This is a genomic window from Brasilonema bromeliae SPC951 (assembly GCF_012912135.1).
Classification (GTDB): Bacteria; Cyanobacteriota; Cyanobacteriia; order Cyanobacteriales; family Nostocaceae; genus Brasilonema; species Brasilonema bromeliae.
This window is the reverse complement of sequence record NZ_QMEB01000235.1, coordinates 1-10496: the sequence shown is the minus strand read 5'-3', so window position 1 is coordinate 10496 and position 10496 is coordinate 1. Positions and strand designations below refer to the sequence as shown.

Annotated in this window: 17 protein-coding genes; 5 read left to right on the top strand and 12 right to left on the bottom strand. The window is 41.0% G+C overall.

Features of this window, described 5'->3' with window-relative positions; all coding sequences use genetic code 11:
- Positions 1–71: 71 nt before the first annotated feature.
- The 6 genes from DP116_RS23450 to DP116_RS23425 all read right to left on the bottom strand — a co-directional run bounded on the left by DP116_RS23450 (position 72) and on the right by DP116_RS23425 (position 2221).
- Positions 72–503 carry a type II toxin-antitoxin system VapC family toxin gene (locus DP116_RS23450; RefSeq protein WP_169157458.1) on the bottom strand — a complete coding sequence of 144 codons (432 nt, stop codon included), beginning with the start codon at positions 501–503 and terminating at the stop codon, positions 72–74.
- Positions 503–793, bottom strand: a complete 291-nt coding sequence (locus DP116_RS23445; protein ID WP_169157457.1) for a hypothetical protein — start codon at positions 791–793, stop codon at positions 503–505. Before DP116_RS23445 ends, DP116_RS23450 begins: the two co-directional genes overlap by 1 nt.
- Positions 794–893: 100 nt before the next feature.
- The gene (locus tag DP116_RS28685) at positions 894–1088 is read right to left on the bottom strand and encodes a type II toxin-antitoxin system RelE/ParE family toxin (protein ID WP_211173469.1); all 195 of its coding nucleotides are present in this window, start codon (positions 1086–1088) and stop codon (positions 894–896) included.
- A 66-nt stretch (positions 1089–1154) separates the two neighbouring features.
- Positions 1155–1301 (bottom strand): hypothetical protein, encoded by a 147-nt coding sequence (locus DP116_RS23435; RefSeq protein ID WP_169157456.1) that lies wholly within the window; start codon positions 1299–1301, stop codon positions 1155–1157.
- Positions 1298–1516: a hypothetical protein gene (locus DP116_RS23430; RefSeq protein WP_169157455.1), complete on the bottom strand. Its 219-nt coding sequence runs from the start codon at positions 1514–1516 to the stop codon at positions 1298–1300. Before DP116_RS23430 ends, DP116_RS23435 begins: the two co-directional genes overlap by 4 nt.
- 489 nt (positions 1517–2005) lie before the next feature.
- The gene (locus DP116_RS23425; protein WP_211173468.1) at positions 2006–2221 is read right to left on the bottom strand and encodes a WD40 repeat domain-containing protein; all 216 of its coding nucleotides are present in this window, start codon (positions 2219–2221) and stop codon (positions 2006–2008) included.
- A 113-nt stretch (positions 2222–2334) separates the two neighbouring features.
- On the opposite strand from DP116_RS23425, the gene DP116_RS23420 reads away from it, so the two are divergent.
- The 3 genes from DP116_RS23420 to DP116_RS23410 are packed head-to-tail and all read left to right on the top strand — an operon-like array spanning position 2335 to position 3676.
- Positions 2335–2526, top strand: coding sequence for a hypothetical protein (locus tag DP116_RS23420; protein ID WP_169157454.1), 192 nt, complete (start codon positions 2335–2337; stop codon positions 2524–2526).
- Positions 2527–2531: 5 nt separating this feature from the next.
- The gene (locus DP116_RS23415) at positions 2532–3380 is read left to right on the top strand and encodes an IS4 family transposase (RefSeq protein WP_169157453.1); all 849 of its coding nucleotides are present in this window, start codon (positions 2532–2534) and stop codon (positions 3378–3380) included.
- 5 nt (positions 3381–3385) lie between these two features.
- Positions 3386–3676: a hypothetical protein gene (locus tag DP116_RS23410; protein ID WP_169157452.1), complete on the top strand. Its 291-nt coding sequence runs from the start codon at positions 3386–3388 to the stop codon at positions 3674–3676.
- 188 nt (positions 3677–3864) lie between these two features.
- Here DP116_RS23410 and DP116_RS30025 read toward each other — a convergent pair whose 3' ends face one another.
- From DP116_RS30025 to DP116_RS23400, 3 genes are all read right to left on the bottom strand, one after another.
- Positions 3865–3987 (bottom strand): hypothetical protein, encoded by a 123-nt coding sequence (locus DP116_RS30025; protein ID WP_281357466.1) that lies wholly within the window; start codon positions 3985–3987, stop codon positions 3865–3867.
- A 176-nt stretch (positions 3988–4163) separates the two neighbouring features.
- A complete protein-coding gene (locus DP116_RS23405; protein WP_169157451.1) occupies positions 4164–5207 on the bottom strand; it encodes a calcium-binding protein in 1044 nt (347 codons plus the stop codon).
- Positions 5208–5731: 524 nt separating this feature from the next.
- Positions 5732–6655 carry a nucleoside hydrolase gene (locus tag DP116_RS23400; RefSeq protein ID WP_169157450.1) on the bottom strand — a complete coding sequence of 308 codons (924 nt, stop codon included), beginning with the start codon at positions 6653–6655 and terminating at the stop codon, positions 5732–5734.
- Positions 6656–6680: 25 nt separating this feature from the next.
- Between DP116_RS23400 and DP116_RS23395 the strand changes: the two genes are divergently transcribed.
- Positions 6681–7112: a deaminase gene (locus DP116_RS23395; protein ID WP_169157459.1), complete on the top strand. Its 432-nt coding sequence runs from the start codon at positions 6681–6683 to the stop codon at positions 7110–7112.
- Positions 7113–7132: 20 nt separating this feature from the next.
- On the opposite strand, the gene DP116_RS23390 is transcribed toward DP116_RS23395, so the two are convergent.
- From DP116_RS23390 to DP116_RS23380, 3 genes are all read right to left on the bottom strand, one after another.
- Positions 7133–7324, bottom strand: a complete 192-nt coding sequence (locus tag DP116_RS23390) for a hypothetical protein (protein ID WP_211173466.1) — start codon at positions 7322–7324, stop codon at positions 7133–7135.
- A 406-nt stretch (positions 7325–7730) separates the two neighbouring features.
- Positions 7731–8288 carry a sugar O-acetyltransferase gene (locus DP116_RS23385; protein ID WP_169157448.1) on the bottom strand — a complete coding sequence of 186 codons (558 nt, stop codon included), beginning with the start codon at positions 8286–8288 and terminating at the stop codon, positions 7731–7733.
- A gap of 160 nt (positions 8289–8448) precedes the next feature.
- Complete coding sequence (locus tag DP116_RS23380) at positions 8449–9774, bottom strand: diguanylate cyclase domain-containing protein (RefSeq protein WP_169157447.1); 1326 nt, start codon at positions 9772–9774, stop codon at positions 8449–8451.
- Positions 9775–10090: 316 nt separating this feature from the next.
- Between DP116_RS23380 and DP116_RS23375 the strand changes: the two genes are divergently transcribed.
- A complete protein-coding gene (locus DP116_RS23375) occupies positions 10091–10264 on the top strand; it encodes a hypothetical protein (RefSeq protein WP_211173465.1) in 174 nt (57 codons plus the stop codon).
- Positions 10265–10496 lie beyond the last annotated feature (232 nt).

The following is a 10496-nucleotide window of genomic DNA, read 5'->3' as shown; positions in this document are numbered from 1 at the left end:
CCCCAGAGGGGACCCCTAGCCCCCTGCTTGCCCGCTATGTTCTAACTTTAAAGTGAATTGGTATTACCCGTCTATTTCTGGCGTTTCTCATCAACAACGATTAACTCCACACCACAACGAGTCGCTGCTTCAGCTAACCGAGTATCCAGAGTTGCCAAGGGTAATCCCAATCGCAGCGCTAATTCCAAATAAGCTGCGTCATAAGCAGCTAAACCTTCCTGTCGTCCTAGTGTTATGGTTGCAGCTAATGCGTTAGCATCTGTAGCCGTATCAACTTGAATGAACAGGGATTGTAACAAAATAATAGCTTGCTGTGATTGTTGCTGAGTCATACGGTTACGCCGTTCAGCTACCAGTAGAGTATTTGCAACCTCTAATGACCAAATTCCTGGTACAAATGCTTCAGAATCTGGCATCATTGCCAGTATGGCATTAGCGGTAGGGTTATTTTCATCCACTAAACACCAGCTAATTGCCACCGAACAATCTAAAACAAACTGCATTAAAATCTTCGCCCTTCTTCAATCATTTCGCGGATTGATGTTTGATCCAACGCAACCTCTCGGCGTAGTTGTTGCATGAGAGCGATCGCATGACTTATCGATTTTTTCGTTGTCGGCTTTCCCCAAGCATTGTATTGCACTTGGGTTGACTCTGATGCTGCGGTTTCTTGCTCAGATAATGGCTGTACAACTAACACCACCTCAACAGAGGTATCTTTAAAATCAGTGGGCATTTGGATTTGCAATATGCCATCTGCCCCGATATGCGATCGCACTTTCATTGTTTCCATATCCACCTCTAATCATTCACTGCTACACGTTAATCTATATAAGTCATATCTCAAAAATCGATGGTCTTAATGAGCGATCGCTCTTGTTTAGAGTCATATCTCAACCTAATCCCAAATGCAATTTCAATGCAGCATCAATTAATACCATCATTTCTTCGTTTAAACTACCATACACTTCGCCAATAATTCGCTGCATAGAACACGACCATATACCATCTAAATCACCTTTAAGTTTGTGACTGTGTAAACTGGGAGAGAAAGGGTCTTCATACCAAGTTGCAATCAAACGTAGCACCTGTCATTGCGTTCGCGCAGCGTGCCCGGAGGGCATACGAAACGAAGTGGAGCGAAGCAATCTCCCCTAACCACAAACTACTAGAACAGAACGCAACTTGGTATCAGCTAGTTTTTTTAGCGTCTCCTCTACTTGAGAACGTAATTGTGGATTTTGACGTACTAAACGTTTAAACGCACGAACAAATGCAGAACTCCAAACTAAATTTTTCAATCTTCTAACTCCGCCATCAAATCTTCAACAGAACCTCGCCGTACACTTCCCTGTTCATAATCATGTTGTGCTTGTGCAACTTCCTTTAACAACTCATCTCGTCTCTGTTGATTGAGGCGCTTGGTAATAATATCTATCAGCAAAATTTGAGCATCTATATCTAATGCTTCTACAGCTTCAATGACTTTTTGCAATGTAGATGTTTTTTCTATCATACTCGTAATGAATTGGGGAATAAGTCTAATTTAACAGAGTCACTCAGCGCACAAGGAGCGATTGCCTACGGCAGGGAGCGCTAGCATTGCTTAACGCCAAAAGTGATTCGTGTGAGCGATGCTCCAGCAGGGAGCGCTAGCATTGCTTAACGCCAAAAGTGATTCGTGTGAGCGATCGCCAAAAGTGATTCGTGTGCGCGATTGCCGGAGGCGCAGCTAGCTTAACGCCAAAAGTGATTCGTGTGGGCGATTGCCGAAGGCGCAGCTAGCTTAACGCCTTTACTCAGATCTTGCACCTCCGGCTGAGTACGCCCAGAACTCAAGTTCTGGGCTAATAAACCAAGTCTGTTAAAACAGACTGAAAAACTAACAAGAGTCCGTTTTAACGGACTTAGACTTTGAGCCAAGAAATTTATTTCTTGGCGGACGATAAAGTATGGTGCAAGATCTGAGTTTAGTAACTCCTCTCTCCCTGCTCCCTCCCTCCTCCTATCTCCTCGCCCGACACACCCACAACCTCTCCCGCGCCTCTGGATGGGTGACAAAATAATCCTGCAGCCAGTCGCAACCCCGCGCCAGCAAATCATCGAACCCGCCAACCCGCCACACCTTGGCTGTTTTGTCAAATGATGCAGTGACAATGCGTTGACCATCAGGGCTAAATGCTGCACTATTGACCGAGTTCTGATGCCCTTTGAGTTGCACCCGTTCGTAGATGTTGTCAACAATCTCCTAATAGTGCATTCCCAGCCAGAGACTATTGGTGACAACTTAAGAAAAAGGTAAGCTTGTCAACAGGTGCATCAAGGGAAAAAACGATGGGAAATCCAAGAGTGGGAAACCCAGACCACAAGCGGGATAGAAACATGCGCCAGCCAGAAAACGAAGTGATCGCCGCGCGGATGGAGGAGCTATTAACACCACTGGTATACAATCAACTGTCGTATTACCAGCAATTGGGACTACGCGACCGGATTCTGGGTTTACCTTTAATGGTGCATACGTATTAACGCTCTTGTGGCGACAAGTAGCATCAGTGCGCGAGTTACATCGGTTATTAAATCGAGAAGACTTGTTATGGTGTAAAGCGACTTGCGTATCGCAACAAGCATTGTCTAAGCGATTTCTAGAGTTTCCAGCATCGATATTTGAACAAGTAATGATGGAATTAATTCCAAAGTTACAAGCAAGATGGGTTAAGAGAAAAAACCGCCCACTACCTGTAAGTATTAGGTTTGCAAAAACAAAATTCCAAAGAATCTTGGCTGTGGATGGTTCAACATTAGAAGCACTTTTTCGTCATCTAGAGAGCCTACAAGAAAAAACTGTTTGTTTAGCGGGTAAAATTTACACAATCGTTGATATCACGACTTATTTACCAGTCCAAATTACTTTTGAAGAGAATCCAAATTGTTCGGATGCAAAAATGTGGGATTGGTTGCATGGTTGTGTACCCAATGGAACTTTACTGATTTTTGACAGGGGTTTTTATGATTTTACTGAGTTTGCCGCACTCATGACAAATGGCGTTGCTTGGATTACTCGTTTAAAAAAGGCAAGCTATCGTGTACAAAGAACTCTGACTCATACTCCACAAGTAGTTGACCAAATAATTGAATTGGGACACAAGCGAGGGAGAGCAAAACCAATTATTGTTCGTTTAGTCGAAATTAGACGCGAAAATACTTGGTATAGATACATTACTTCTGTTACCAATCCAGTTGACTTACCTCCTTACCTTGTCGCTGACCTTTATGGTCGTCGGTGGCACATCGAAACTGCTTTTGGTCTAGTTAAACGATTGTTGAAAATGTCATATTTGTGGACTGGTGAGCCACTGCGTTGGACGGGTTCCCCGGCTTGAAGCAAGTGGCGAACCCGAAGGGCTCGATTAATGGTGTCAAGTTACAAATTTGGGCAACTTGGTTATTTTATGCTGTTTTAATTGATCTAGCTGATACCGTTGCTAACGAATTTGAGATGGAATCTGAAAAAATTTCGATTGAGATGTTGTTTCGCTCATTTTATCATTTTAATCACGCCTATAATCGAGGATTTTCACACGACCTTATTGCTTATCTTACTTCTCCTAAAAATCGAGATTTGGGAATTGTTAAATATCAACCCAAATCTCAACAGCGAGACACTTTGGACTTATAGCAACAGACATATCGTTTAGGACATCGTGTTTTGATTAAGAGGGAACAGGGAACAGGGAACAGGGAACAGGGAAATGTCCGAACAATTGTGGCGACTGCTATATCTCCACACCCCACTTGACATTTTGGCGATCGCTTTAAGTTGTCACCAATAGCCAGAGACTGGGAACGAGAAAAATCTCAAACCCCTCAAGCGATCGCTTGAGGGTGATAGCTACGTGCGATCACCTGATGATGATTTCTGGGTGCGATCGCACCCAGAAAAACCTCCAGAAAAAGGCTCAATCTCCGGGCTTTGACCTCGTTGCTCAATCCTCTGCCACGCTGCGGTGTTTCTTGAAAGTATGCTAAAACCTTAAGGGAAGGTGAGGAGGAGCCAGTAGCGATTGAAATTACCTACGGCTACAATCAACGGTTCAAATTCGTATGAGCTTAGACTTTGGCACTTTTGGTGGGACGACAAGTTTTCATGTCGTTTCCTCAACCAGCTAGGTAATCGTAAAATCTCGAGAGGCAATGACATTGGTGGTGTCTTGCAGGATGGCAATCAAATCACCGTATCTGTAGATAGCGGTATCTAAGCCTGAGCTGCCAATCAAGTTCTGGTTTTGCACCAACGTATAGTCACCAATGCTGCCACCTATCCGAATCTTATCGCCCTCCGATGCCTTAAAATCTGTGATAACAGCATTTCCGGAGCCTAGATAGTAGATATCAACATCTGAAGAAGAACGCCAGTTGTAACCGAGTCCAAACGTATCCGCCCCAGGACCACCAGTCAAGGTATCCGTTTCAGAATCACTGTAACCTCCGTATCCATTGAGGTAATCATCACCCCAACCCCCATTTAACTTGTCGTTTCCACGACCACCATAGAGCCAGTCATTACCATCCCCGCCAATCAGGAAGTCATTTCCACTAGGGGCTGAGCTCCCGCCTAGTATCCCATCACCAAAGATAAGGTCGTTCCCCTTACCGCCATAAATGACTTGGTCGCCTGCTCCTCCTTCAATTACGTCATCACCTCTACTTCCATAGAATGCACCGTTGGGAAATTTAATTACGGTATCACCTGGATTCTCAGGAGCCAAATCAGCCTCGTTGGAATTATTGAATACAGCAAAGGTTTCTCTATCAAATCCGAAGTAATGACCATCAATGTGAGCAAGTCCAGCCTCACTACCTAATCCATTATGTCCGACACCTAGGTTTACATCAGTAGATGGATTATGGGGGTAGTTATGCAAATGTCCGGGTTCCTCTCCTCCTGAATTACCACCTGGATCTGCAATCAAATTAGTATCTTTGTCATAGTAGTGCGTTACTACAACCTCTCCGGTGTAATCAGTTAGTGAGGTTGGGTTTACAGAGTCAATGATATAGTAACCAGTAAGCCCAGTTTCGTTAGGTGAGGGCTGATCTATACGCTGACCAGCGTAGTAGTTAGAGTCAGATGTTGTATAGCCATAGCCTTTGTAGTATTCCCCATCACCATAGTTGTAAGTGAAAGTATAGGAAATATTAGTAGTCATTTGTATCTCCTTTTACAAGCGGTGTGATTAACTCCTTATAGACATCAATCGTTTGCTCTTCTAGTCTTTCTGGCATAGTTGCAACCTAATGCCACGCAGTGATTGAAATCTAGTATATGTAACTCCACTCAAACAGCCAGAGTTTTATGCAAATTCTCAAATATTAATTTCTGGCTGTTGAGGTCCGGTAATCGGCAGGAATTTCTGATTAACCTCAAAAGGTTACTGTTCCATTCCAGAACTTTTTACAAAAGTTCATAAAAAAACCCTGTCTATCCTTTTCATCCCTTCTCCTTAATAAGAAGCTACCCTGTACATACATATCGCTTTTCACCTCACCATCGCTTGAATCGGCGCTAAAATCTTTCCCTCTCCTTAAAGGCTACGGTGTACACACAAGTGATCGAATTACCCAAAATCTCGGAACCTCACCGTAGCATCTGGCGTGCGATTTATAATCGCCCGGTATTTTTTTTACTCTGGATGAGTCGCATAAACAACTTGTTTGATAACTGGTCAAAAATTCAACGTGCCCACTGCTGCAAAATATAAGCGTAAAAAGCTTCTTTATCTACCTGATCCATAGCAAAAATCTTACGCCCTCCTGGTACTATTTTTGTACGCCCTTGACTTAAACCTGTGGTGATAATTTCTGTTTCCCACTCTCGCAGTTGATAGAATTCTGGATGAGCAAGATAAGCAGTCGCCAGCACATCCCAGAAATAATAGTCTTGGGGAATAACCAGTGCATAACATTGTCCCGCTAAATCAGATATGGGATGGTGACGTTGTTTCCCCATTTTGTAAACAATTTCTGATGTCACAGGTACAGTGTTAGTCAAATCCAAAGGACACATGATAATTTCAATCTGGGTTTGCCATACCCGCGCTGCAGAAATTGGATCCCAATACACGTTCCATTCTGCGGAACCATCTTGTCCTGGTTCCCAATTTTTTTCCACATTACCACCAACATTCAAAGCACCACCCATCCAAACAATTCTTTGAATTTTCTCTTCAATGTCTGGTGCTTTGTCCAGTGCAGTTGCGACTGTTGTTAACGGACCAGTGACCATTAACGTAACAGGTTCTGGTGCCTCTTGTAACACTTTTATCATAAAATCTTGACCAGGTTCTGCAAGCAGTGGTGTGCGAATTGCATCGCTTTGATTGAGAATGGGAAAATGGTCAATAACAAATGAATCACGGCGATAGAGTCGAGGGAAAGGGTTAATACCGCGTACAGTACTTTGGGCAACTCTGATATCAGAACACCCCATTAAGTCTAGAATTTTACGTGTAGCGCTTACGGCTGGTTCGGCATAGCAATCTGCTGGAGTGACGACAATACCAAGTGGCTGTATGTGATCCATAGTCATCAGCAGCATAGTTGCTAGATAATCATCTACACCACCATCGTGATCCATCAAGACAAGTTGTTTAGACATGGAGAATAAAAAAATGAATGAGAAAATAGATGAGTTTATGGAAGCTGCGATCGCACAAGCAAAACAAGGCAGACAAGAAGGCGGAATTCCCATCGGTTCGGTTCTCGTCAAAGATGACAAGATTATCGGCAAAGGACATAACAAGCGTGTGCAAGATGGCGATCCAGTCACCCACGCCGAAATCGATTGCCTTCGCAATGCTGGTAGAATCGGCAGTTATAGGGGTACAACACTCTATTCAACCTTAATGCCATGTTATCTGTGCGCTGGGGCGGTTGTACAATTTGGCATTAAAAAAGTCATAGCTGGAGAATCAAAAACTTTTCCAGGTGCTAAAGAATTTATGGTATCTCACGGTGTGGAAGTGATTGACCTCAATCTTGATGAATGCGAACAAATGATGAGCGAATTTATTCAAGAGAAACCTGAGTTATGGAACGAGGATATTGGCAAGTAGATAGCGGATTTTGGATTATTTCACACAACACCTGTTTGACGCAAAAACGCATCAAACGTCATCCTATCTGCAAGTGCTTTAGATGGTGATACACTACCAACTTTCAACAGTAAATCTGACATCAAGCCTGTTTTTAGTGGTAAACGTGTTAAGCGTGGTTTATACAAAACTTCCACTGGTAGAACAATCAATGCTGATACCAATGGAAGCATGAATATAGCTCGTAAAGTAATCCCAAACTTCATGGATGGGATAGTGGGATTGCCGTTTATCCCTGTAGTTTTAGGACTTTGGATTAAGATTACAAACGGGTTTGTCTAGCATTGACTATCTTTGGGTAGCTTTGTTTAGATTTCTCTGAGCGGTCAACTCAATTTATGAAAACCCACATAAATTAAAAAAACACTGGAGTATCCTGATTCTCCAGTGCTTGAAGGCAACAACTCTTACTCAGAATTAGAATGCCCAGCACAGTATAAATGAAATTAAAGAAAGAACAAAAAAGCACGCTTGTCGGATAAACCCCACTGCTTAAGCACGACTTACTATCAATCCAGAATTAGAATGCCCATACAATCAGTGCAGAAGTATTTGGAAATAACTCTTATAAGCTAGAGATTACAAATGTCGAATGACTCTACAGGGATTGCCTGCAGCAACGACATTTGCAGGTATATCTTTCACAACAACACTACCAGCACCAATAGTAGTATTATCGCCAATTGTCACACCAGGACAAATAATTGCACCGCCACCAATCCAGACATTATGACCGATTCTTATTGGCGCAGCGAGTTCTTTACCAGAAAGGCGAATTTCTGGATCTGTTGGGTGATATGCCGTATAGATTTGGACATAAGGAGCACACAAAACGTTATCTCCAATATGAACTGTGTTACAGTCTAGAATCACACAGCCAAAATTCATATATAATTCATCGCCTGCATAAATATTTTTACCATAGTCACATTGAAATGGTGGCATAATATTAATATTTTGTCCCACTTTACCAAATAATTCCTGTAGGATTTGCGATCGCTCCTCCAGTTGTTCTTCAGTTGTAGAGTTATACATTCTTTGTAAACGAAGTGCAAAGTTTCTTCCAGCAATCAATTCTAAATCGGAAGCAAGATACAATTCGCCTGCCAGCATTTTCTGTTTTTCTGTTTTTTCCATAACAGAATTTATTATTTTTGATTATGATACGACAAACATCGCTTTAATCTATCAAATTGTCAATATTAACTAAAAATAGATCATATTCCTATTTTTACAAATACTAAGATTGATTTTTTCTATGACTGCATAATCACGAGCAGTCACATATTCGTACTTACTATTTTTTGACCGGTCTATTCGTATGGTATGATTTCTGGGAATTAAATACAACATAACGAGCTTTTCCCTGTTGCTTTGCTTCATACATTGCCATATCAGCATCCCGCAGCAAATTTTCTGGCTGTTCATAACTAGAACAGCTTAGAGCAATACCAATGCTAGCTGAAATTGATATTTTATGTTCTTCTATGTAAATTGGTAATTTTAAGGTTTCTTGAATACGTTTAGCAACATTGGTTGTATCAGAAATGTCTTTAATATCTTCGATGAGAATAGCAAATTCATCACCACCAAATCGTGCTACTGTATCGGCACTGCGTAAGCATGATTCTAAACGTCGAGCAATCTCTATCAACAAATTATCACCAGCACCATGCCCAAAACTATCGTTAATTCCTTTAAAGCCATCCACATCTAAAAACAAGACAGCATAGCGATCATTATTCCGTCTTTTTCGACGCTCAAACACTTGGCTTAGTCTCTCTAAAAATAAAACTCTATTGGGTAGTCCTGTTAGGGCATCATAGAAAGCATTCCGAACAAGTTGTGCTTCTGTTTGTTTGCGTTGAGTGATGTCCTGAAAAACGACAACTGAACCAATCAAATTACCGTTATCATCGCGGATGGGTGCAATATTTCCTCCAATTTGGATTTCGGTATCATCTTTAGCAATTAATGTTAAAGTCTCTGGTAAATTCAAAACGACACCTGTCTGTATGACTTGTGTAGCTAAATTCTTAATCAGAACTCCTGTATCTTTGTCAACTAAGCTTAATATTTCTGCTAATTTTTTAGTAACCGCTTCTTCTTGTTTCCATCCTGTGAGTTCTTCTGCTATTGGGTTCATCAGATGAATACAACCACAAGTATCTGTGATCATCACTGCACAACCCATACTTTTAAGAATTGCCATAAACTTTTGCTGTTGTTCTTGCAATTTTATTTTCGTTTGATGCTTGTAAACAGCTATTTCTATAGCAATCTGCAGATCTTGTTCCGCTACTGGTTTAGTAATGTAGCTAAAAGGTTCTGTTTGTCTATTTTCATATATTTGTTCTATTTCAGAATCATCTTCTGTTAAATATAAAACTGGAAGTTGAAAATCATTCATAACAATATCAGCTAATCTCACACCATCAATTATTCCTAATAAGCAAATATCAACTAAGACTAAATTTGGATTAACTTCCCCCAGTTTTTGTATTGCTTTATCTCCATATTCAGTAATTTCGGAAACGTAGTGACCTAATTTTTGCAATCTCTTCTTAATATCTAATGCGTTTTTTTTCTCATCCTCTACAACTAAAATTTTCAGACAAGACATATCAAAATCTCCTCTAGCTAAAGTTATATTTTTTGCACTCGTTACTCAATCTCAATAAAGTTATTGGCTCAGAAAAAATCTTGTCAAATGTGCTATTCTCCAAAAAACATCGCTTTTGTCAATCAGGGTTCTGCTGAAAAGTAAGTAAAAAAAGTATCAAAATCATCCTTGTACGTAGTGTGAAGAGCCAGAGTAAATGATGAGTACAAATATTATCACATCGATCACTGTTATGCGAAAATAGCAAAAAAAACGGCAATTTAATACATTTCAATAAAACAGATTGACTTTCCTTGAGGGTGATCGCGCCGCCGTCATGAACAGACAAATTTGGACATTAACTAGTAAACAAAAGCGGCGACTCTCTAGTATTGCAAAAAAGTTGGTTCTCTGTTTCTTCGCAAGTCGCTTATCAAGCTTATCTGGTGATTTGCTCTCCCGTCGGGTAAATCTGTATCTCCTCCACGCCTACGCTGCTTTGTATGCCTAGCGGCACACTTTGCGCATACTTTGCAGGCGTGCCGTAGGCATAAAGTGTTAATGATTATACGGTTTTTCTAGATTTCATCAAGTCCTAAAATTATGTTTTCTACCATGTTTTTGGGAATGTTTTTCAGTGGTATTACTGTTGATAAACACAGTATAACCTTCTAGTTTTGCGGTTCATCTTCAAAACACTTACATTTTTGATTAAATGGTTAATAACTGCTTATTTGTAAACT

Excerpts from the sequence above, each read along its gene's own strand:
- DP116_RS23450 (WP_169157458.1), bottom strand. The coding sequence starts at position 503 with ATGCAGTTTGTTTTAGATTGTTCGGTGGCAATTAGCTGGTGTTTAGTG.
- DP116_RS23445 (WP_169157457.1), bottom strand. The coding sequence starts at position 793 with ATGGAAACAATGAAAGTGCGATCGCATATCGGGGCAGATGGCATATTG.
- DP116_RS23430 (WP_169157455.1), bottom strand. The coding sequence starts at position 1,516 with ATGATAGAAAAAACATCTACATTGCAAAAAGTCATTGAAGCTGTAGAA.
- DP116_RS23420 (WP_169157454.1), top strand. The coding sequence starts at position 2,335 with ATGGGAAATCCAAGAGTGGGAAACCCAGACCACAAGCGGGATAGAAAC.
- DP116_RS23405 (WP_169157451.1), bottom strand. The coding sequence starts at position 5,207 with ATGACTACTAATATTTCCTATACTTTCACTTACAACTATGGTGATGGG.
- DP116_RS23400 (WP_169157450.1), bottom strand. The coding sequence starts at position 6,655 with ATGTCTAAACAACTTGTCTTGATGGATCACGATGGTGGTGTAGATGAT.
- DP116_RS23390 (WP_211173466.1), bottom strand. The coding sequence starts at position 7,324 with ATGCTTCCATTGGTATCAGCATTGATTGTTCTACCAGTGGAAGTTTTG.
- DP116_RS23385 (WP_169157448.1), bottom strand. The coding sequence starts at position 8,288 with ATGGAAAAAACAGAAAAACAGAAAATGCTGGCAGGCGAATTGTATCTT.
- DP116_RS23380 (WP_169157447.1), bottom strand. The coding sequence starts at position 9,774 with ATGTCTTGTCTGAAAATTTTAGTTGTAGAGGATGAGAAAAAAAACGCA.
- DP116_RS23375 (WP_211173465.1), top strand. The coding sequence starts at position 10,091 with ATGAACAGACAAATTTGGACATTAACTAGTAAACAAAAGCGGCGACTC.